General features: G+C 60.8%; 11 protein-coding genes and 1 pseudogene. 7 read left to right on the top strand and 5 right to left on the bottom strand.

The genetic code is table 11. The features are described from left to right. Nucleotides 1-43: 43 nt before the first annotated feature. Complete coding sequence (gene glgP / locus ACZ5DH_RS00500; protein ID WP_464255226.1) at nt 44-4300, top strand: alpha-glucan family phosphorylase; 4257 nt, start codon at nt 44-46, stop codon at nt 4298-4300. Between the two features lie 551 nt (nt 4301-4851). Here glgP and thiM read toward each other — a convergent pair. The 3 genes and pseudogenes from thiM to ACZ5DH_RS00485 form a co-directional block, all read right to left on the bottom strand. Then, entirely contained in the window at nt 4852-5685 is an 834-nt protein-coding gene (gene thiM / locus ACZ5DH_RS00495; RefSeq protein ID WP_464255225.1) for a hydroxyethylthiazole kinase, read from the bottom strand. Nucleotides 5686-5977: 292 nt separating this feature from the next. After that, nucleotides 5978-6921, bottom strand: a pseudogene (locus ACZ5DH_RS00490) (IS481 family transposase). 241 nt (nt 6922-7162) lie between these two features. Then, nucleotides 7163-7510, bottom strand: a complete 348-nt coding sequence (locus tag ACZ5DH_RS00485) for a DsrE family protein (protein WP_464255224.1) — start codon at nt 7508-7510, stop codon at nt 7163-7165. 211 nt (nt 7511-7721) lie between these two features. On the opposite strand from ACZ5DH_RS00485, the gene ACZ5DH_RS00480 reads away from it, so the two are divergent. The 3 genes from ACZ5DH_RS00480 to ACZ5DH_RS00470 all read left to right on the top strand — a co-directional run bounded on the left by ACZ5DH_RS00480 (nt 7722) and on the right by ACZ5DH_RS00470 (nt 15973). After that, nucleotides 7722-9779 (top strand): autotransporter assembly complex protein TamA, encoded by a 2058-nt coding sequence (locus ACZ5DH_RS00480; RefSeq protein WP_464255223.1) that lies wholly within the window; start codon nt 7722-7724, stop codon nt 9777-9779. Next, the gene (locus tag ACZ5DH_RS00475) at nt 9779-14794 is read left to right on the top strand and encodes a translocation/assembly module TamB domain-containing protein (RefSeq protein WP_464255222.1); all 5016 of its coding nucleotides are present in this window, start codon (nt 9779-9781) and stop codon (nt 14792-14794) included. The genes ACZ5DH_RS00480 and ACZ5DH_RS00475 overlap by 1 nt, the downstream gene beginning before the upstream one ends. A gap of 537 nt (nt 14795-15331) precedes the next feature. Next, nucleotides 15332-15973 (top strand): GNAT family N-acetyltransferase, encoded by a 642-nt coding sequence (locus ACZ5DH_RS00470; protein WP_464255221.1) that lies wholly within the window; start codon nt 15332-15334, stop codon nt 15971-15973. Between the two features lie 353 nt (nt 15974-16326). On the opposite strand, the gene typA is transcribed toward ACZ5DH_RS00470, so the two are convergent. Both typA and ACZ5DH_RS00460 read right to left on the bottom strand, forming a co-directional pair. Further along, nucleotides 16327-18156 (bottom strand): translational GTPase TypA, encoded by a 1830-nt coding sequence (gene typA, locus ACZ5DH_RS00465; protein ID WP_464255220.1) that lies wholly within the window; start codon nt 18154-18156, stop codon nt 16327-16329. A 56-nt stretch (nt 18157-18212) separates the two neighbouring features. Then, nucleotides 18213-19130 carry a purine-nucleoside phosphorylase gene (locus ACZ5DH_RS00460; protein WP_464255219.1) on the bottom strand — a complete coding sequence of 306 codons (918 nt, stop codon included), beginning with the start codon at nt 19128-19130 and terminating at the stop codon, nt 18213-18215. A gap of 276 nt (nt 19131-19406) precedes the next feature. Here ACZ5DH_RS00460 and ACZ5DH_RS00455 point away from each other — a divergent pair, with 276 nt between their 5' ends. Genes ACZ5DH_RS00455 through ACZ5DH_RS00445 form a run of 3 tightly spaced genes read left to right on the top strand, consistent with a single transcriptional unit; the run spans nt 19407 to nt 23412 of the window. Next, on the top strand, nt 19407-20846 hold the full coding sequence (locus ACZ5DH_RS00455; protein WP_464255218.1) for an ATP-binding protein: 1440 nt from the start codon (nt 19407-19409) through the stop codon (nt 20844-20846). Between the two features lie 13 nt (nt 20847-20859). Next, complete coding sequence (locus ACZ5DH_RS00450; protein WP_464255217.1) at nt 20860-21147, top strand: DUF1847 domain-containing protein; 288 nt, start codon at nt 20860-20862, stop codon at nt 21145-21147. Between the two features lie 15 nt (nt 21148-21162). Continuing rightward, nucleotides 21163-23412, top strand: a complete 2250-nt coding sequence (locus tag ACZ5DH_RS00445) for an acetyl-CoA carboxylase carboxyl transferase subunit alpha/beta (protein ID WP_464255216.1) — start codon at nt 21163-21165, stop codon at nt 23410-23412. Nucleotides 23413-23530: the final 118 nt, after the last annotated feature.

The raw sequence follows: 23530 nt of genomic DNA, 5'->3' as shown, positions 1-23530 counted from the left end.
CCACAGGCGCGGCCCCTACTGATATCTTGAGCAAGGAGATGACATGGACTTCAATTCCTCCCTGGTAACCCTGTTTGAAGTGAGCTGGGAAGTCTGCAACAAGGTGGGCGGCATTCACTCTGTCGTCACCAGCAAGGCGCTTCAGGCCGTGGAACATTTCGGTGAAGACTACTTTCTTCTGGGCCCGGCCCTGAAACAGAATCCCGGTTTTGAAGAAACCGACGAGCACGCCTGGGACTCCCTGCGCATAGGCCTTGCCACCCGTGACCTCAAATGCCGCATGGGCCGCTGGAACATACCCGGACGCCCAAAGGTCATACTGGTGGAGTTCGACAAGCGTTATGCCAGCAACCAGCTGCTCTTTGAAATGTGGAAAAACTACGGTGTGGATTCCCTTTCCGGCGGGTGGGACTATATAGAGCCCGTCATGTTCGCCGCGACCTGCGGTGAAGTCATCGCCGCCGTGCACGAAAGCCGTGTGGAGCCCATGCAGGGGCACAGCGTGGCCCTTTTTCACGAATGGATGTGCGCCGCAGGTCTGCTCACGGTCAAAAGGCTCGCGCCGGAGGTGGGCACGGTCTTTACCACCCACGCCACCATGCTTGGCCGCGCCCTGGCCGCCACTGGCCGCGACATTTACACCAACATGCGCAACATCAATCCGGCCAACGAGGCGGCAGCGCTGAACATCACGGCCAAATGGTCCATGGAGAGCACCGGCGCGCGCGAGGCCGACGCCTTTACCACAGTGAGCCCCATCACCGGCGAGGAGTCCACTGTCTTTCTGGGCCGCCAGCCCGACGTCATCACCACCAACGGTCTGGACCTGCGCGTCATAGCCGACTATTCCGAAGACCGCAGCGTGCCTTCTGCCTCGCGGGCAAAAATAATGGAAGCCGCAGGGCGCTTTTTGCGCGGCCCCCTGCCTGAACACACCAGGATTTTCATCATTTCAGGCCGCTACGAGATGCACAACAAGGGCGTGGACATCTTTTTGGACGCCCTGGCCCAGGCCGACCGCAACCTCTCCGGCACTGACACCTCCATTCTGGTTCTCTGCATGGTCATGGGCGGCCACACGGGCGTCAACCCGGCGGCCGTGTCCGGCGACCCGGCCGACACGGACAACGGCCAGCCCTTCATCTGCACCCACTATGTGTGGAACGCCCCGCAGGACCCCATCATCAACGCCTGCCGCCGCCTCGGACTCAACAACAGGCCGGAGCGACGCATCAAGGTGATCTTTGTGCCCGCCATGCTTGACGGGCATGACGGCTTTTTGAACATGCCCTATGAAGAAGTCCTGGCCGCCTGTGATCTGGGCTTCTTCCCCTCCTGGTACGAGCCCTGGGGCTATACGCCGCAGGAAAGCGCGGCCTGGGCCGTGCCCACGCTCACTACCGACCTTTCGGGCTTCGGCATGTGGGTCAGGGAAAAGATGAAGGAAGCGGGCATGGACCACAGGGGCGTATACGTCATGCCCAGACGCGGCATGAACTTTGAGCAGAGCGCCAATGTGCTGCACGAAAAAATACTTGTTGCCGCCGCCTGCCCCGCCGAAGAACTGCACTCCTGGCGCGGCTACGCCCGCGCCCTGGCCGAAAAAACATCCTGGAGTTATTTTTTCGATAACTATCTGAAGGCATTTCATATCGCTCTTACCAAATCCGAAACCCGCGCCGATCACGACGCAGGGCACGGCGCGCTCACGCGGGTTCTCACGGCCTCCTGCTCGGCCACCCCCTTTCTGCGCCCCATCATGGCAGTGGCCGAAGTGCCCCAGGAGCTCGCACGCCTGCGCGAACTTGCCCAGAACATCTGGTGGTGCTGGCAAGACTACGCCAAGGCCCTGTTCATGGCCCTGAACCCCCATTTGTGGGAAGCCTGCCGCAATCCGCTGAGAATGCTTGAAGAGGCATGGCCCGCCCGCTTCAAGGAGCTCATGGCCAACGCAGAATATATGGACATGTACCACAGGGTGATGGAGCGCTTTGACGCCTATATGGCCGAACCCATCCGCTCCCTCAGCCAGGACGTGACGCCCGAACACCCCATTGTCTACTTTTCTACGGAATACGGGCTTAGCGAGTCCATACCCATCTATTCCGGCGGCCTTGGCGTTCTTTCAGGCGACCACCTCAAGTCCGCCTCGGACATGGCCCTGCCTCTGGTGGGCATCGGCCTGCTCTACAAGAACGGCTACTTCATGCAGGAGATAGATTCCAACGGCCGTCAGGTGGCGCAATATCCCGTCAACAACTTTGCCCAGATGCCCATAAAGCAGGTGCACGACGCCTTCGGTGAAGACATATACGTACAGCTGGAACTGCCCGGCCGCATACTCTTCGCCCGGGTGTGGCGGTTGCAGGTGGGCCGGGTGACGCTCTACCTTATGGATACGGACACCCCCCGCAACACCGATGAAGACCGCCGCATCACAGACCGCCTCTACGAGGCCAACCGTGAAACCCGGCTGTTGCAGGAAATCCTGCTGGGTCAGGGCGGCATGCGCCTTCTGCGGATTCTGGACATCATCCCCAGCGTGTATCACATGAACGAAGGGCATTCGGCCTTCATGGCTCTTGAAAGGGTACGCGACTGCATGACCCAGGGCATGGAATATGACGAAGCCGTGGTGCGCGTGCGCTCCAACACGCTCTTTACCACCCACACGCCCGTATCGGCGGGCAACGAATCCTTCTCTCTCGAACTTATGGGCCGCTATTTCACCGGCATGGCGCAAAACCTGAACCTTTCGTGGCAGCAATTCACCAAATTGGGACAGATCGAGGGCGGCGACAGCCAGGCATTTGAAATGACCGTGCTGGCCCTGCGCCTTTCCTGCTGGGCCAACGGCGTCAGCCGCCTGCACGGCATTGTTTCGCGCCACATGTGGAACAAGTTGTGGAAGGGCCTGCCCACGGCCGAAACGCCCATTGGGCACGTCACCAACGGCGTGCATACTCCTTCCTACGTGGGCAGCTGGATGCATGAGGTTCTGCACAAATACCTTGGAGCCGGCTGGATGCAGTCACAGCCCGGCGCCGGCACATGGGACAAGGTGGACGAAATCCCCGACGAAGCCTTTTGGGCTGCCCGCCAGAACCAGAAGGAGGCCCTGCTTGACGCCCTGCGCAAGCGGGTTCCCGTCTTTGCCCAGCGCTTCAAGCTGGACCCCGCCACCCGCAAGGATATGGAGGCACTGCTCAAGCCGGAAACACTCATTATCGGCTTTGCCCGGCGGTTTGCACCTTACAAGCGCGCCACCCTGCTTTTTGCCGATCCCGATCGCCTGGCGCGCATTCTCAACAACCCCAACCGCCCTGTGGTGCTGGTGTTCTCCGGCAAAGCGCATCCTGCGGATGAGGCAGGCATAAACCTCATTCAGGAAGTTATGCGCATGTGCCAGGACCAACGCTTTATGGGGCGCGTCTTCTTTCTTGAAAACTACAGTCTGTCCGTGTCGCGGCTCATGTCGCAGGGCTGCGACGTCTGGCTCAACACGCCCCGCCGGCCCCACGAGGCTTCGGGCACCAGCGGCATGAAACTGCCCGTCAACGGCGGCGTGAACCTGAGCATCTCGGACGGCTGGTGGTGCGAGGGCTACAACAGGCAGAACGGCTGGACCATCGGCCCCGTAATCACCAATGAACTGCCCAGCAGCGAGCAGAACGACTACATCGACGCGGAATCGTTGTACGGCCTGCTGGAAAATGCCGTGCTGCCCCTGTACTTCGAACGCAACCAGAACGGCCTGCCCACCCAGTGGATCGCCATGGCCAAGCGCTCCCTCAAAAGCCTTACAGCCATGTACAGCAGCAATCGCATGCTCAACGACTACATCCGCCAGTACTATTTGCGGGCGGCGCGCCGCCGCAACATGCTGGCCGAAGACAACTGGGCCCCCTGCCGCCAGCTGGCCGCCTGGACAAAAGACCTGCCCGCCCGGTTCGGCACCGTCAAGGTGGAGGAAATGCTCATCAGCGGCGTGGAGAACAATACAATGATCTGCGGCGAGCCTGTGAGCGTCCGTCTGCATATCCACCTGGGCGAAATGCAGCCCGAGGAAATCCTGGCCCAGCTTGTTATCGGCCGTGCGCTCATTGACGGCAACTTCATTGACAAACCCGAAATACTGCGGCTTGAACCCCGCACCTCGGACAATGGCAATGGCGGCAGAACCTATGCGGCCACCTACATACCAACGCACAGCGGGCAGTACCGCTATGGCGTTCGCGTCATGCCCTTCCATAAAGGTCTGGCCTCGCCGTTTGAGACGGACCTTGTCTTGTGGGCATAGGCGAGGGAAATGCCGCGTTGAAAGGCTTTGTGGGGGAGGGACCCTTTTGCAAAAGGGTCCCTCCCCCACACCCCCTCCCCCTAGAGCAGATTAACTTTGAAAATATACATTTTCAAAGTTTGAGGCACGCTCACTTCGGCGTTTAACCGCGCAAATAAATAGCGCTTACGCCTCCGTGGCGGGCGTCTGCTCCCGCATCCGCCAGAGCAATTTCATTATGAAATTGCTCTAAAACCTTTATTATCCCTCGGTATAGCGGCTGCGTAGCTACCCGCCGTAACGGTAGTGACTTACGCTGCGTTAAAACCGTTCAGACGGAAAGCGGGCCGCCCAAAGGCGGCCCGCTTTCATTGCTGGTCATTGCGGTTTCTTACTGCTTCACCGGCGCATATTCATGTAACAAAGCTCCGGGCGGGCGGTTGTAAAAGATTGTTCGCCGGAGGCGCACAGGTGCGGAAAGCATCAGGCACAGAAAGCACTTGAAGTAGAAAGCGCAAGGGCGCAATAAGTATCCCACGGGCTGACAGTTCCAATGTCTGCCCGCGCGGCGGCTACATGTTTTTCACATCGGCACGGCAGGTGAGCATTGGCCCGTCAAGCATGCTCATGGCGTCAATCAGCAGCGCGCGGTAGCTGCCTGTGCCGCCCCCGACGCCAACCACCATAGTTTCAGCGGCAATTTCTCCTGCCACGCCCATGCTGCTTACAGCGCACAGACATGCCTGGGGCGCTTCGTCGGGCGCAGCCCCAAGGCAGCAGCCGATGATGGCTGCCGACATGCAACCCGAACCGGTGATGCGCGCCATGAGCGGATGCCCGTTGCGTACCGTCCATACCCCCTGGCCATGGGCCACAATATCTATGGCTCCGCTGATCACAACCACGGCTCCCGTGCTGTCACCCAGCCGCCGGGCCGTGTCGCACGCGGCCTTGAGGTTGCCCTCGGTGACAAGGGAGGCGTCCTCGGCGTCCACACCTCTGGCCCTGGCGTCCTCTCCGGCCAGAAAGCCTATTTCTGAAATATTGCCCTTGATGACCGCAAAGCGCACTTCACGCAACAGGCTTTGCAAAGCGCTGTTACGCAGAGCCGTGGCGCCCGCGCCCACGGGATCAAGCACCACTGGCCGCCCCAGGCTGTTGGCGCGCCTGCCCGCAACAATCATGGCCTCAACGGTGCGGCTGTTGAGCGTGCCTATATTGATGACCAGAGCCTGCGCCAGAGTCACCACATCTTCCACTTCAGCAATATCGTCGGCCATTATGGGACACCCGCCAGCGGCCAGAATTATGTTGGCGCAGTCGTTCACGGTGACGTAGTTTGTAATGCAGTGCACCACAGGGCCGCGCCGCCGCACGGTATCCAGAATATCCGCAAAGAATCTCATGCACTTCTCCTTCCGGCCACAGCCGGCCCCCTTGCGCAATGACACGCCGCACAGGGGCGAAAAACGCCACCTCCTGCCCCGCGCGCGCTGCCGCCGACTACGGAGGCGTAAGGCAGTTTATCTGCGCAGTTTATCTGCGCGCTTAAACCCGTTGTGAGCGTGCCGTAAACTTTGAGAACGTGTATTCTCAATGCTTCCAATATGTTCGCATCCACCAGAGCAATTTCAAGCGGCAACCGTTAGGCGACGAAGAAGCCTTACGGATGGCGACAGCATCGCTAGTGAAATTGCTCTAGGTGTAGAGTGTCAACACGTTGTTCACCCTCCGCTTAATCTTGAAGCTGGAGCTTTTCTGCCAAGAGCCGTGTGAGGACGCAAGAAATTGTAGCGATACGTCCAGACCGGCAGGTAAGCCGTTCTTTTCCATGAGTGGGTATACGTTTCGGCGTATGCCCATTCTTTTAATGCTGTCCTGATAAAGCGTTCGGCCTTGCCGTTTGTTTGCGGCCGATAAGGCCGGGTTCGTTTGTGCTTTATTCCAAGTTCCCGGCAAGCATCACGGAATTTCCAAGATTTGTAGCAAGACCCGTTGTCCGTAAGCACCCGCTCCACCTTGATGCCGTGCGAAGCGTACCAGGCAACGGCAAACCATAAAAACTCCACTGCGCTCTCTGCCGTCTCATCCGGGAGGATGGCTGTATACGCGGCCCTGGACGCATCATCCACGCAGACGTGTAAATACTCCCAGCCCGGCCGACGGCGGCCGATTTGCCGTGTTCCCGCTTTTCTGTGCCCGACACCGTCAATTTTGCCGAGCCGTTTAATGTCCAGGTGGAGCATCTGCCCCGGCTTTTCCCACTGATAGCGCTGTACTGGCTCTTTTACTTCCAGTGAAGAGAGCCGGGAGCAGCCGAGTTTGCGCAACGCCCGGAATACACTGCTGCGACAAAGTTCAAGCCGCAAGGCTATTTCATCGCCGCTGAGGCGCTCCCTGCGTAAAGCCAGAACACTCGCAAAATCTTGCTCCGTCAGCTTGCCGCGGCATCGCCGGGGGCGAGAACTTTTGTCCGCCAAGGCCATAGCGCCGCCTTGGCGGTAACGGCTCCTCCATTTTCTGGCCGTGCGCAAGCTCACGCCATACCCAGCCGCCACTTTTGCCGCCGGTTCATACTGCATCCGCCGCACCATTTCTTCTCGACTACGAACCGTCAGTTTGGCATTCTTATGGCTGTTCACCCTTTCCCTCTCTCGGTTTGCTGTTGTCTCGCAACTCCAGCTTTACCGACTTGAGGGAGGGTGAACAACCTATTGGAACACTACATCTAGGGAAGCATTGATTAAAGAGCCTCCCGGAAACGCGCAGTTATTTCGTTTGGCAAGGCGCGATCTTTTTTTGAAGCAGGAGTGGACTCTTCCGTCCTCGACTGTTTCAAAAAAAGTGACGCAACGCCGCCAAACGGAATAAATCAGCGTTTCCCTAGGGCTTGATGTAGGCAAAACCCTCACGCTGCAGGCGTACTATTTCAACCAGCCCGGCAGGCACGACTTCGCAGCCGGGCCAGAGGTCTTCGGCCGTCATATTGTTATTGGCCAGGGCATTGGCGCAAACCCGAATGCGCAAACCCTGTTCCTGAAGGGGCGCGGCCATGGCGCGGAACTCTTCATTACTCTTGTGGAACTGGGCTGCGGAAGGGCCGTTGGCCACCACCACCAGCTGATAGCGTTCGTTGGGCAAGGCCTTGATGTAGTTGGCCGCATTCATCAGAACCAGCTTCAGGATAGCGGATTCCTTGCTGTCTATGTGCAGGCAGAGATCGTAGTTCATGTGCATTCTCCATAAAAATTGCAGCCGGAACAAGGGTGGCTGCGGCGCTCTCACAACAACGCCGGGCACGGCACAAGTAGTAGCAGGGGGCTGGCGTTTTGCCAAGCAGCGCACAATGAGAGGCTGCCGTAGCTAAGCAATATTGCTTATAAAAATACCACAATATGCGAATGTTTCTTGCTAAGAAAAACCATACAGCGTATCGTTACGCATGTGCAGTGTATTCAGCATAAAAATCCTGCGGCCCTCTCGGCCCAACCATGTCCAAAGCCTCTCCCGCGAACACGCAGTTTCCTGGCTTGCACCGCTACGCGCTCTTTGCGCGCTGCTGCTGTTACTGCAGCTTTCCGGTTGCGGCCTGCTGTCGCCAAAGGTTGAGGACCCCCACGAGCAAAAAGAGCAGGAATCCCTTGAAGCCGCATGGCGTGGGGATCCTGTGCCCTATACCCTTCGCGTCAAGGTCAAGGACGGGCCATCCTCCCTTGAAGGCAAAATGAAATCCGTAAGCCAGCTGGAGCAGCTTGCCAAGGAGCCGCCCGACAGCATGCTGGCCCTGGAACGCCGCGCCCGCGCCGATGTGGAAACAGCGGTCAAACTTCTGCACTCCCAATGCTATTATGAAGGCGCAGCGGACTTCAATCTGGATGAAGAGGCCAGGCCAGTGCGCGTGACCCTCACTCTTACGGCCGGGCCGCGCTACACGCTGGGCCGCGCCAATGTGAGTTACGAACCGCCGCCCGATGTGCCCGGCTATTTCAAGACCCGCGAACGTGAAGTGGGCTTTTGGGGCCTGGAAACCAAAACCCTGCCGCCGCCGTCCTTTCCCTCAACCCTGCCGGGGGTCGCCGTGGGCAAACCCGTGGTGGCCGACGCCCTGCTGAGCGCCGTTGAGGACCTGCCGGAAAAACTGCGCACCCAGGGCTACCCCCTGGCTTCAGTGACCCGGTCGCGCTACACGCTTGACCCCGAAAAACGGCAGGTCAACGCCGACATTACCATTGATCCCGGCCCGCCCGCCCTCATGGGCCGCATTGACGTCAAGGGCAATGCTGGCGTCAACGCTGCCTACCTGCAAAGGCTGGCCCTCTGGGTTCCCGGCGAAGAGCCGTGGGACGCGGAACTGATGGAAGATTACGCCAACAACCTGCGCGGACTGGGGCTCTTCCGCTCTGTGGAGGTACGCCCGCAGGAAGAGTTGCTGGCCAAGAATGAAACCGCCGCCAACGGCGCTCCAACCAAAAGCAGGGACGGCGTGCCCGTGCTGCCCCTGGAAGTGACCGTGGCCGAACTGCCCTTCCGTTCCGTGGGCGGCAGCGCCCGGTATGACACGGATACGGGCCTTGGCGTTGAAGGCTTCTGGGAACACCGCAATCTTTTCGACAATGGGGAAAAGCTGGTGGTCAGCGCCCCCATCGCCACACAGGTTCAAGGCATCAAGGCGGCTTTTGAAAAACCCGCCTTTCTTGTGCGCGAGCAGCGTTTGCTGGCGTCCGCCTCGGCCCTGCGTGAAAACACAGAGGCGTACAAAAGCACGGCAGGCAGCGCCTCCGCCGCGCTGGAGCGGCGCGTCTCGCGCTTCTGGTGGGCCAGCCTCGGGGCCGGGGGCCAGAGCGGTTCCATCAAGGAAAACGACAAATCCGAACAGTTTTACGGCTACATCGGCCCCAAGGCCAGCGTGCGGCGCGACAGCCGCAACAATATCCTCAACCCCACGCGCGGTTCGGAGATCACCGTCAAGGCCAATCCCTACACAGGCTTTTACGGCGAAAGCTTCACTGTCATGGCCGGTTCGCTGGAAGCCAGCGGCTACTACGCTCCCTTCCACAAAGACGGGCGGCCCGACGACAAACTGATCATGGCTGGCAGGATTGAGGCAGGGGCCATGTCCGGCGCGGCCCTGCGCAACATTCCCGGCAGCCTGCGCTACTACGCTGGCGGCGCGGGGTCGGTGCGCGGCTATCCCTATCAGTCAGTGGGGCCGGAGGACAAAAATGGCGATCCCCTGGGCGGGCGCTCCTTTCAGGAAATCAGCATTGAGGCCCGCTACAAGATTACCGAAGATGTGGGCATTGTGCCCTTTCTGGACGGCGGCATGGTCTACAGGGATGAAGTGCCCCGCATCATAGGCGACATGGACTGGGGCGCGGGCATAGGTCTGCGCTATTTCACGCCCATCGGGCCGTTGCGGCTGGACGTGGCCACGCCCCTGCAACCAAGGGACGGCGATCCCCCCATACAAATCTACGTGAGCATAGGGCAGTCCTTCTGATGACGAGCGCATCCACACATCCCGCGCAGACTGACGCCACGGCGGACGGCTCCAGGGTCGGGGCCGGGGCTTCCGGCGTAACGGCATCCGGCGCGGCTGCCTCCAGCGTGACTGGCTCTGGCGTGGCCGACGCGGGCACGAGCACGCCTCAGGGGTCTGGCGGAGGCCATAAAAAACGGGGGCTGGCTGCCCGCATCTGGTCTGTGGTATGGCGCGGGCTGGCCTTTCTGCTGCTTTTACTGCTGTTATTTCTGGCTGGCGTACTGCTGGCCTTGCGCAATGAAAACGTCCAGGCCTGGATCAAGGACGAGGTCAATGCCGTTCTGGCCGCTTCAGCGGCAGAAAGCGGCCTGCATATCCGTTTGACGAGCCTTTCGGGCGCGCTGCCCTTCACGGCGCAGGTGGGGGTGGAACTCGCCGACGCCCACGGTCTGTGGCTTGAAGCGCCGCAGAACGCCTTTGTCTGGGACTGGGCCGCCCTGCCGGGCCGTGTGCGCATTGCCGAACTGACCAGCACCGGGCCACGCCTCCTGCGTTTGCCCGACCTGCCTCCGTCGCCCCCGGAGCCCCCCTCGCCGCCGCTGACGGAGGCGTCGCTGCGTGAAACTCTCGGCGAGGCGGTACGCGCCATCAGCGGATTGCCGGGCTGGCTGCCCGATGTGCTTCTGGACCGTGTGGCCGTTGTGGACGCGCAGCTTCCCGCAAGCCTGCTTGGCGCGATGCCGCCAACCGATACCCCGGCCAATGTCAGGGCAGATGCCTTGGCAGACGCCAAGCCCGGTGCCGCGGCGGACGCCCCTGCCAATACCTCGGCCAATACTCCGGCGGCCGGGAACGGAAACCGTACGGCTGAGGGCCAGAACGCAGGCACGGCAGAACATGGCGCAGCCCAAAGCGCCGCCAGACAGGACACGCCGGGCGCGCCCGCCGCCAGCCAGTCCTCAGACAGCTATTTTCTGGCGAATATCGAGGCCACACTCAGGGCCGGAAACACGGGGGGCCACCTCACGGCCCTGCTGACAGCCTATGGCGCCAACAATGCCTCTCTGCCCCTGCCCGGCGTGCCCAGCGGCGGCCTTGAGGTCCGCCTTGAACTGAATTTCGCCCCGCGTCAATCGGGAACAGTCACGCCCTCAGCCATGGCGCTGACCGTGGACAGCACGCTTGAAGCCACGGTGCTGCCTGCCGGACATGCCGGGGCCGCCCACGCAGATCCGTCCGCCGGGGCGGACGCACAGGCTGGTCAGACAACGCCCGCCACCACCGCGACTGGCATCACCGCGAACGGCAGCACATCCTCCACCGCCACAACGGCGACGGGCACCTCCACCGCCGCTGCCCCCGTGCCCGCCACTGTACCCGCGCAGGGCGCGGACAAAACATCCACAACAAAAGCCGCCTCCGGCCCTCTGGCAACCCTGCTCGGCGGTGGAGCCAGAATTTCACTGGCCTTGGGCGCGGAAGTGGAAGCCCCCGAAAAACCCGGCGCTCCGGGCTCGCCGGACGCCATGGCCACTGTCGCCCGTGTGGGCCTGAACAAATTCTCCATTCAGGCTGGCCCGCTGTCCACGGCAGGGCATGCCTTCTGGCAAAGCGCGCCCGCCGCGCCTGCCGGGGGCGCTGTGCCGCAGCCCGCATCACCACAAATCGCACCCACACAGGCCGCAACTCCGTTGGCCGAACCTGTACAGGGCACGACGCCGCAAGCGCCATCTTCACAGGGCACAACGCCGCTGGCCGCGTCACCACACGTCGCCCCTGCACAGGCAGCAGCCCCGCTGACAGCATCCTCGAAGGCCGTACCTTCGCAAGCCACACCGTCGCAGAAAACTTCCCCGCAGGAATCTTCGTGGCTTTCAGGCCCTCTGGATGTGGATTTGCAGGTCAGCATCGCTCCCTCCAGAAGCGCGCCCGCGAACGCCAGGCAAGCTGCCGTCCAGCCCTCCGCTCAGTCCACGGCGCAGGCCGCCGCCCAAGTCGCCACTGCGGATGAAAGCGCTGACCCGCTGGACATGCTGGCCTCCCCTGCCACCGTACGCCTCACCGCCGCCGGGCCTTTGGCCGCCCCTGACCTTACCCTGCGTGTGGAATGCGCCGACCTGCGCATGGGCACGCACCGACTTGAACAGGCCGCTGTGCACCTTGGCGCGGCCCCGCTGAACTGGCAGGAAGCCCTCATGGTGGCTCAGGACCGCAAACGTGACCTTGCCGCCTCAAATGCCGCTCCGCCCGCCCCGGCAGCCGCGCCCCCCAAAGCTCCCGACGCCGCGCCCAATGACAGTGCCGCGCAGGATGCCGGAACCGCGCAGACTGCGGACGCCGCGCCCCCAAAAGCCGCCCCGTCCAAAAGACCGGAACTCACGGTGCAACTGGATGTGAACGGGCGCTGGGACGGTCAGCCCCTGAGCCTGGAAAGCCAGATTTTTGCGGGCCGGAGTGAGGGAGACATGTTGCAGGCTGGCCTGCGCAACCTGCGCCTCAACGCCCTTGGGCTCGCAGCCGCCGGGCAGGTGACGGCCACTTTGCCCCCAGGTTCCATGCCGGCCTGTGACGGCAAGCTGGATGTGCGCGTGGCCGACTGGGCGGCGCTTTCCACCCTTGTGCCGGGCGCGCGCCTTGACGGCGAGGCCGCCCTGAGCCTTGAACTGCGGACCGACCGCGTGGCCGTGACCACAACGGCCAGTAACCGCGCCTCCCCCAATGACCAGAACGGGCACAGCGCTGCCGCTCAGGCGGCTCAAGACTCGCAGGCGGCCAGTGAAAACCCGCCCGCAACGCCTGCTGCTTCCAACAGCAGCGTCGCGCCCGCGTCCGCCACGGCGGAACCGGCGCAGCGCTACAGCCAGAAGGCCGAACTGCGCTTCAACGTACCCCGCCTGAACTACAGCGCCGGGGCGGACGCTCCCCTTACCCTGCGCAATCTTGCGGGCGAGCTCACGCTCAAGGACGCTTTCGGGCCGGGCAGCCTCACCGCGCGCATAGACCTTGGCAATGTCCATCAGGGTGATCTCTCCCTCGGCGCCAGAGTGCGCGCAAACGGCCCTCTCAGCGGCCCCCTGGACGCCAGTGTTGAAACGAGCGGCGCAGTGGCCGCTCACGTCAACGCGCGCTGGCAGCCGGGCCTTGTGCAGGTGCAAAGGCTTGAGGCACATGTGAGCGGACGCGACCTCGGCTTCCGCGCAACGCCGGGAGCCGCCCTGCGCTATGGCGATGGCGGACTTGACCTGAAAGGGCTGGACATCCGCCTTGTTCCCGGCGGCAGGCTGCGCGCCCAGGCATCTCTTGCCCAGGACAAGCTGGACGTGCGCCTTGATCTTGAAGGACTCGCCCTCACCCCGTGGAAAAAATTTGTGCCCGCCCTGCCCGAAGGTACGGTGGAAGCGCAAGTCCGCCTTACGGGCAACCCCTCGCAGCCCGGCGGCAACTTCCGCCTTGGCGTCCGGCAGTTGCGCATCCCCAATAGCCCGCTGAAGCCCCTCAATGTGGGACTCACTGGCCGCATTGAGGCAAACGGCGGCTCCAGCGGCAGCCTTGTGGCCCGACTGGACATGGACAAGGAAAGCGTTCAGGCGCTGGGCGGCAGCGAAGCACGGCTTGAAGTGCGCCTGCCCCTGCTTTTCGGCAAGGACGGCCTGCCGCAGCCCAACATGCAGGGCCCCCTGCGCGGGCAGGTTCGCTGGAAAGGGGCCGCCGGGCCGCTCTGGTCCCTGCTGCCCATCGCGGACCAGCGCTTTGCGGGCAATGTGGCCATGAACGTTGATCTGGGCGGCACGCTTGCGGCCCCTTCCGCCAAGGGTTCTGTTCTGGTGGACAAGGGCAAGTATGAAAACCTGCTCCAGGGCGTGCTGCTGACCAATATCAACCTGCGCCTCAACCTTGAGGAAGGCCGTGGCGGGAATTCCGGCAAAAAACAGGGCGGTCTGCCGGGCGTGGCCCGGCTGGAACTGGACGCCTCCGGCGGCCTTGGCGGCAAACTGCGCGTGGCCGGATTCGCCAGCCTTGACGGCAGCAGGCTGGACATCAAGACCACCATTGACCATCTGCGGCCCCTGAGTCGCCGCGACATACGCATCGAGCTTTCGGGCGAGGCGGGCGTGACCGGCAGTGCCGCCGCCCCGCAGGTGGCCGGCAAAATCATCGTCAACCAGGGTCTCATACAGCTTAACAAGCTGGCCGTGGGCGGCAGCGTCACCACCCTGCCCATCACGGAAGCGCCCGACCCTTCGCAGGTTGCGCAACAGGCCGCAGCCCCCGAAAAACCCGTAGCGCGGGGCAACCTGAACATCAATATTGTGATTCCCGGCCGCTTCTTTGTGGAAGGGCACGGGCTTACCAGTGAGTGGAAGGCCGACCTGCTGGTTTCCGGCACCCCGGAAGACCCGCAGATCACGGGGCAAATCACGGCGATCAAGGGCACCTTCGATTTTCTGACCAAGGTTTTCAAGCTCTCACGCGGCAGCATTACCTTTGCCGGGGGATCGCTGAGCAACCCCCTGCTGGACATCAAGCTTTCCAATGAAACGCCCAACCTTACGTCCTATGTGACCATATCGGGCACAGTGCGCAAGATGAAACTGACCCTGAGCAGTGAACCCGAAATGCCCAGGGACGAAATCCTGGCCCAGATTCTTTTCGGCAAAAGCACCAACGAACTTGGGCGGCTGGAAAACCTGCGGCTTGCCGGAGCAGTGGCCCAGCTCGCGGGCTTTGGCTCCGGCGGCGGCGGCATCTTTGACCTGACCCGCAAGGCGCTGGGCGTTGATGTGCTGCGGCTGAACTCCACTCCAGGCACTGCCTCCGGCGGGCAGTCCGAAGACGAGGGCATGGGCGCCGGCACCGCGGTGGAAATGGGCAAGTACATTTCAGACATCATCTATGTGGGCGTACAGCAGGGCATGAAGCAGGGCAGCACGGCCTTTATCATACAGCTTGAGATTACGCCCCGCACCAGCCTGGAACTGCGCTCCGAGCAACAGAACACCTGGGGCGGCATACGCTGGAAATACAATTACTAGAGCCGGTTCACGAGAAGTGCTTTGTGGGGGAGGGACCCTTTTGAAAAAGGGTCCCTCCCCCACGCCCGACCTCCTAGACCAGATTAACTTTGAGAATGGACATTCTCAAAGTTTAAGACACGCATACTTCGGCGCTTAACAGCGCAAATAAATAGCGGTGCTGTCTTCATCCGTAAGCCCTGCGGGCAACGGCTGAAGCTGCGCTTACGCCTTCGCTGCGGGCGCCTGCTCACGCAGTCGCCAGAGCAATTTCAAAGTGAAAATGCTCTAAGGAAACGCTGATTTGTTCCGTCTGGCGGCGTTGCTTCACTTTTTTTGAAACAGTCGAGGGCGGAAGAGTCCACTCCTGCTTCAAAAAAAGATCGCGCCTTGCCAAACGAAACAACTGCGCGTTTCCAAGAGGCTCTTTAATCAGTGCTTCCCTAAAAACTTTATTGTCCTGCGGTATACCATCGCACTGTCACCACGCGCGGCTTGACGCATCCTGCAGCACTGCGGCCGGATGCTTTTTTTTCACAAGATTTCAGGACAACGAACATGAAACAGCACCCCCCTGCCCCCACTGCCGGAGCAGTGCCGCGTCTTCGCCGCGCCGTGACGGCTGACCATGCCGCACTTGCCGACCTCTGGAAGCGCAGCGTTCGTGCAACACACCAGTTTCTCACTCCACAGGCCGTGGACGAGCTTTACACTGCCGTCGTGCGGGAATACCTGCCGGGTGTGGAGGAATTGTGGCTGGTGGAATACGGACATTCCAGCCCAAAAGCGCCAGAGGCCGATGCCCTTGGCGACAAAGGCGTAAAACCTGAACGCGCGGTGAACCCGCCCCTGCCGAATACTCTCCACCCGAATAAGCTCCGGCCAGATACGCTTGCCCCGAATGTGCTTCGCGCGGATGCGCCCCGTCCTGTCGGTTTTATGGGCTGCAACTGGCCGCAGATAGAAATGCTGTTTGTGGAGCCAGAATGTTTCGGCCTCGGCATCGGCAAGATGCTTCTTGGCCATGCGCGGCAGCGGGCCATGGCGGAGAGCGCGACACTGACCCTTGACGTCAATGAGCAGAACCCCGCCGCCCTGGCTTTTTATGAACACATGGGCTTTGTGGTGACGGGGCGTTCCCCCGTGGACGGTCAGGGCCGCCCGTACCCGCTGCTGCATATGCAATGGCGACGGTCATAGAGCTTGTACCCTTTTTCAAAGGTAACAGTACCCAGACCAGATTACCGTTGAAATGTGAAGCATTTCAACGGTAATCTGCCCAACATTGCGATTTGCGGCAGCTGTTAGCGGGCCTTTGCCGCTTACGGATAGCGACAACCATCAGCAGGCTGCCCGTTCAATGCAACGGCTAAAGCTCGGCAGAATCCACACCACGTTGTGGCGCGCTGCACTTTCGCGCAGCATTAGAGCCTGTTACCTTTTTCAAAGGTAACAGGCTCTAAAATAAAAGTTTTAGGGGGTGGGGGCGTGGGGGAGGAGACCCTTTTTCAAAAGGGTCCCTCCCCCACAAGAAACTTCAAAAATAAAAACTGTTAGCTGCTCTTGCGCTTGCCTGCGGTCTGATACCGCTTCTGCGCCGAAAGTTCCGACTTGCGCAGCCGGATGGACAGGGGTGTTACTTCCACCAGTTCATCTTCGCGCACAAAGTGCAGGGCATGCTCCAGCGTCATCTTTTTCACGGGCGTAAGGGTGACGTTTTCGTCCTTGCCCGACGCGCGCAGGTTGGTGAGCTTCTTTTCCTTAGTGGCATTGACGTCAATGTCGTTATCGCGATTGTGCTCACCGATGATCATGCCTTCGTACACAGGGTCGCCCGGCTCCACAAAGAGCACGCCGCGCGGCTCAAGGTTGTAGAGGGCATAGGCCACGCCATTGCCCGCCCTGTCGGCGACGATGGAACCGGAATAGCGCGTGAGAAAATCGCCCCGCCACTCCTCGTAACCGTCAAGGTAGGAGTTCATGATGCCGGTGCCCTTGGTATCCGTAAGAAACTCGTCGCGGTAGCCGATAAGACCGCGCGCGGGCACGCTGAATTCCAGGCGCACACGACCCGTGCCGTTGTTGATGCAGTTGACCATGCGGCCCTTGCGCTGGGCCAGCTTTTCAGTGACCACGCCCATGAAGGTTTCGTCGCAGTCCACATAGAGGCGCTCAATGGGTTCAAGCGTTTTGCCGTTTTCGCCCTTTTGCAGGATGACTTCGGGGCGGCCCACGGAAAGTTCAAATCCCTCACGGCGCATGGTTTCAATAAGAATGGCCATCTGGAATTCGCCACGGCCCTTGACCAGAAAAGCGTCACGGTCTGCCGTGTCTTCAACCCGCACGGCCACGTTGCGCAGCGTTTCCTTGACCAGGCGGTCATGGATGGCGCGGCTCTGCACCAGTTTGCCTTCGCGTCCGGCCAGAGGGGAGGTGTTGATGCCAAAACGCATGGCCACGGTGGGTTCGTCCACGCGGATGCGCGGCAGGGCGCGCGGATTTTCGCGGGTGCAGATGGTGTCGCCGATGGTGACGTCTTCGATGCCCGCCAGCACAACGATATCGCCGGGCTGAGCGGTTTCGACCTCGGCCAGTTGCAGACCGTCGTACACCTGAAGCTTGGTGGCGCGCAGGGGGCGGGGCTGCCCGTCCTCGCCTATGCAGGCAAGAGATTCCTTGCTCTGCACATGGCCGTGCATGATGCGGCCCACAGCCAGACGGCCCAGATAGTCGGAATAGTCAAGGTCGGCCACCAGCATCTGGAAGGGCTGGTCGGGATCGTGCGCCGGGCCGGGGATATGCTTGAGGATGGCTTCAAAAAGCGGCGACAGGTCTTTCTGTTCGTCATCAATGTTATTCATGGCCACGCCCGCGCGGCCGATGGCGTAAAGAACCGGAAATTCGAGCTGCGCCTCGTTGGCGTCAAGGTCGATGAAAAGGTCGTAAATTTCGTTGAGCACTTCCTGCGGGCGGGCGTCCTTGCGGTCGATCTTGTTGATGACGACCACAACAGGCAGCCCGGCCTCAAGGGTTTTACGCAGCACAAAGCGGGTCTGGGGCAACGGCCCCTCGGAGGCGTCCACCAGCAGGATCGCGCCCGTGGTCATTGAGAGCGAGCGTTCCACTTCGCCGCCAAAGTCAGCGTGGCCAGGCGTATCGATGATGTTGATCTTGACGCCGTTCCACGACACCGCGCAGTTCTTGGCGGCAATGGTGATGCCGCGCTCGCGTTCCAGATCCATGCTGTCCATGACGCGATCGTCAAGCTGCTGGCCAGCGCGAAGAACGCCGCCCTGCTTGAAGAGTGCGTCCACAAGGGTGGTCTTGCCGTGGTCAACGTGTGCTATAATGGCTACATTGCGAAGAGATTCATTGTGCTGCATAGAGCGCTTGCCTTTTGGTAGAAAAAAAGTGTCCGGGCAGCGCTTGTACGCATTTTTCAGAGTTTTGTCACCATTGCCCGTATGAGACGCCCCAGATTTTTGCCTGCCTGGGCAGCCACAAGAATGATTTCTTCCAAAGGAGCCGGGGTCATACAGTCCGGCAAATTTTTATTGGAAAGACAGGACAGGCCAAGCACGCGCATGCCCATATGCCGCGCTGCTATAACCTCAAGCACGGTGCTCATGCCAACGGCGTCAGCCCCCCACTGCCGGTACATGCGCGTTTCGGCCGGGGTTTCCATTTCCGGCCCGCGCACGCCGATATACACGCCGCGCTCGAGCCGCAGGCCCATCCTGGCCGAGGTTTCCATAGCCAGAGCGCGAAGATCCGCGTCAAAGGGCATGCTCATGTCCGGGAAGCGCTGTCCCCAATGGTCGCAATTACAGCCCACCAAGGGCGAATGCCCGGTATGGTTGATAAAATCCGTCATGCACATGATGGAACCGGCATCGAACGTGGGGTTGAGCGCCCCGGCCGCGTTGGTGATGATGAGGGTCCTGACGCCCATACCAGCCATCACGCGCACGCCCATGCACACTTCCGCCGGGGTGCGCCCTTCATATAAATGGCACCGCCCCTGCTGGATGAGCACGGACCTGCCAGGTACGTCGTCATCTTCGCCGCAGGCCGTGGGAAAACGCCCCCACACAAAAGCGCCCACGTGAGAATCCACGCTTGATACGGGAAAGCCCGGCAAATCGGCATAGGGCACGGCCACCCTCTCGGCGAGCCTGTCCGCCAGCCCGGAAAGGCCGGTGCCCAGTATGAGCCCTATGGGCGATGCAGTATTTTCTGCAGAGCCGCAAGATATGATGTTACGCACGCCAGCAGGTTGCGAAAAGGTGCAGTTGGCGGCCTCCAAAGCCGCACGTAGCGCCGCTGTCGCCGACTGGACTTCCTGCGAATTTTGCATATTATCCCTCCTGATTCTGATCTGGCGGAAAAGTCGCAACACAGCAGCCACAGCGGATGCGCGATTTTTTCACCTGCACTGTGACCGTGCGTGTGGATTTTCACACGGAAAATGCGTATGCTCGTTTGATACAAACTCTGTATATCCCGCCCGGCCCTGTCCCACAAGGGCTAACAGGCGGATTCGACTAATTCCTGGCCCGCCGTCCTTGCGGCTGCCCGGAATAAACAGACAACAACTATTTGCGCCTCTGCGGCGCTGCATACGGAGACAGGCTTGGACAAAGCTCAGGAAACCATCCCCCTGCAAAAGCATAAAATTCTGGTAGCCAACAGGGGCGAAATAGCCATTCGCATCATGAAAGCCTGCCGCAAGCTGGGCGTGGCCTTTACCGCCATATTTACCGCCGAAGACGCGGCTTCGGGGCATGTGCGCCTTGCGCAGGAAGAAGGGGGCGAAAAAAGCCTTTTCCGCGTCTCTTCCTATCATGACGCCAACGAACTCATGTCCGTGGCCGATGAGGCGGGCTGCACCGCCGTACACCCCGGCTACGGCTTTTTTGCCGAAGACTTCCGTTTTGCCCGCCGCGTTGCCAAGCGCGACCGCAAGCTCATCTTCATCGGCCCCTCGTGGAAAATCATTCGCGAACTCGGCGACAAGATCAACACCAAGCGCCTGGCGCGCAGCCTTGGCGTGCCCACGGTGCCCGGTTCTGACCGCCCCATCTATGACGAGATGGAAGCCGAACGCATTGCCAAGAGCATTTTTGAATTTCAGGCCCAGCAGGGCATCAGCAGGCCCCTGGTGCTTGTCAAGGCTTCGGCCGGCGGCGGCGGCATGGGCATTGAAGAAGTGTACGACCCCGATCAGTTCCGTTCCGTCTACCGCCGCATACGCAGTTATGCGCTGCGCCAGTTCAAGGACGAGGGCGTGCTGATCGAACAGCGCATTACAGACTTCAACCACCTCGAAGTGCAGGTGGTTTCCGACCGGTCGGGCATGAACCCCGTGCATTTCGGCACCCGCAACTGCTCCATCCAGTCCACCGGCCTGCAAAAGCGCATCGAAGTCGCCCCCGGCTTTGTGCCGGATGAACTCAAATATACCTTTGACGCGGGCAAGGTGCTTACCGACATCGTTCACTATTCCCTCACCATGGCCCGCAAGGTGGGCTATGACAACGTGGGCACCTGGGAGTGGATCGTCACCCGCAAGGGCGAACCCTTCCTTATGGAAGTCAATACCCGCATCCAGGTGGAAAACGGCGTGTCTGCCCGCATTTCCAAGGTCAAGGGACAGGGAAATGTGGACATCATCGCCGAGCAGATCCGCATTGGCCTCGGCGAACCTCTGGGCTACAGCCAGTCCGACATCACCTTTGACGGCGTGGGCATTGAATACCGCCTTATCGCCGAAGATCCCGACAGCAACTTTACCCCCTGGGTCGGGCGTATTGAGCGCTTCCAGTGGAGCGACCAGCCCTGGCTGACCATGCTCACCCATGTGCCCACCAAAGAACCATATGAAATTCCTACAGAATTTGATCCAAATCTGGCTCTTGCCATCATTTGGGGCAAGGATCTGGAGGAAGCCAAGGCCCGTGGCCTTGAGTTTCTGCAAGACCTGCGTCTTGAGGGACACAACGGCGCGGGCCAAGACCTGAAGTCCAATGTCAATTTTTTAGCGGCCAATACCGGACGAATCCTCCGTTTTTGACCAAAGGAAATGCATGATGGACAACGTGTCCAAGGCCACTCTGGGGCTTGAGGCCAGGCGCCTGCGCAAACCCGCAAATCCGGAAATCATGTGCAACCCGGTGCTTCAGGCCAAGATCATGAACGAGGCTGGCGTGGAGCTGAATGTTCTGCCCGGTCTGTGCGTCGCTCATGATACCCTTGCCGTGCGCTTTCTTGAAGCCCCCACCCACGTGCTGGCCGTCAAGGACCGCATGCCCGGCAACAACCCGCTGGCCGCTCTGCGCTCGTCCTGTTCCAACTACCTTAAAACACCCGTTTAGCGGCATACGCGAGTCATGGATAACAACATAGAAAAACGCATCCAGAGCCTGCGCGACAGGCTCAGCTACCTGGTGGACATTTTCGCCGGCAAGCACAAAGACAATGCGCAATTGCTGGAAGAAAAGCTCACCTCCTTTGCGGCCCGCGTCCGGGCGGGGGAAATTGAAGACCCCTACGCAGAGCTGGCCACGGTCGAAGACCTTTTCTCCTATGTGGAACGCCGCCTTGAAGGCAGCATCACCCCCATGGACAAGGTGCGCATCGTGCGGCATCCGCAACGCGTCTGCCTGCGTGATATCCTGGAAAACGTCTACGACAACTTCACTGAAGTCGGCGGCCAAGACGAACACAGTCTCGACCCCAGCATGCTCATCGCCCGCGCTGTCATCACCCGGCGGCGCGGCAAGAAAACCTATACCCAGTCCGTCATGGTCATCGGGCAGGAAAAGGGCCACGGAGCGGAGTTCCGCAACGGCGGCTCGGTGAAGCCCTGGGGCAACGCCAAGGCGCAGCAGTACATGCGCGTGGCCGAAACCGAGGGCATTCCCATTCATGCGTACATCTTCACGCCCGGTTCGTATCCCATTGAGGACTACCCTGGCGCGGCACAGCAGATTGCCCGCAACATTTACTGCATGGCAGGTTTGCGGGTTCCCGTCATTGCCGTGATCTCCGAGGGCGGCTCGGGCGGCGCCGAGGCCATCGGCCTCGCTGACAAAAGGCTCATGCTTTCGCACGGCTACTATTCGGTCATTTCGCCCGAAGGGGCCGCCGCCATTGAGGGACGTCTCAAATCGGGCGAGCGCGCCACCCCCGAGCTCATCGAGCACTGCGCCCAGAACCTCAAGATCACGGCGCAGGACAACCTCAGGTTCGGGTACATTGACCGCATCGTGCAGGAGCCGCCTCTGGGCGCGCGCCCCTGGCACTTCGACTTCTTCCGCAACTTGCGGCAGGAAGTCATCCGCGCCACAGACGAGGTGGTGGTCTCCACCCGAAAAATGCCCATTTTCAAAGGGTTGGCTCTCTCACGCCTGCGCAAGCCGGACGCCAACCTGGACGAAATGTATACCCGCTGGGGGCTTTCGTCCAAGGCCAAGGATTGCCTGCGCGAACGGCGGCAGCAGAAGTTTCTGCGCCTTTCACGACAGGCCGCGCGTGACCGCAGGCCCTTCGTCACCAAGGTGGCGGGAGCCGCCTGGGATTGGATCTCCAAACCCTGGGTCAGCTTCAAGTACGACTTCTACCGCAAGCATCAAAGGCGCATCCGCACCTTTGTGGAAGAAATGGACAATGAATGGGAAGTTTTCAAGGGGCGCCTGCTGGCCCCCTGGCACAAACTCACCCGCAAGCTGCCCAACAAGCAAGACAGCAAGGCCAAGGAACTCATGGCCCTTTCCACCTGGGCGGACGATTCGCGCCGCCTCAAGTGGAACTACATATCCCCTCGTTACAAGACTGACCGCACGGTTACCTGCCCCAACAGCGCCTCATACGGCTGCCTTGACCTGTGGGGGCCGGATCTCTTTGCCGAGTTTGCGGGCGTGTGCAGCCATTGCGGCTACCACTTCCCGATGGAACCGGAATGGTATGTGAGAAACGTCTTTGACGCTGGTTCTGTTTTTGAATTCAACAGTGAAATCGAAGCGGGCAACCCGCTGGACTTCCCCGACTTCAACGACCGCATCAGCGACGCGCAAAAAAAGACCGGAGCCAAAAGCGGCTGCATGACCTTTGAGGCGCGCATCGACAATATCAAGATGGTGGTGGCCATGCTCATGGGCACCTTCCGTGGTGGCTCCGTCGGGGCCGCCGAGGGCTACAAGTTTGTGGAAGCCGCCCAGCGTGCCGCCAAAAAGCGCTACCCCTTCCTGGCCTACGTGCACGGCACGGCGGGCATCCGCATTCAGGAAGGAACCCACGGCGTCATACAGATGCCGCGCTGCACTGTGGCAGTTCGCCGCTACATTGAATCCGGCGGCCTGTACATGGTGCTGTACGACACCAACTCCTTTGCCGGGCCTGTGGCCAGCTTCCTTGGCTGCTCGCCCTACCAGTTCGCCGTGCGTTCGTCCAATATCGGCTTTGCCGGTCCGGGCGTCATCAAGGAGACCACTGGTATGGACATTCCGCCCAAGTACCATCGCTCGTACCGCGCCCTGTCTCGCGGCCACATTCAGGGCATATGGGACAGAAGGCAGGTTCGGGCCAACCTCAAGCAAGCTCTGCTCACCATCGGCGGCAGAAACTTGTACTATCGGTAGGTGGTGGTGTAGTGATGCTGTTACGGAATCAGTCACTGTCGCCATCTCTAAGGCCCTGCGGGCCAAAGAGCTGCCGCGCTCTGCTCACCATCGGCGGCAGAAACCTGTACTATCGGTA

This window comes from Desulfovibrio simplex, from assembly GCF_055387835.1.
The sequence above is the reverse complement of the archived record's forward strand: the minus strand, read 5'-3'. Positions and strand labels throughout refer to the sequence as shown.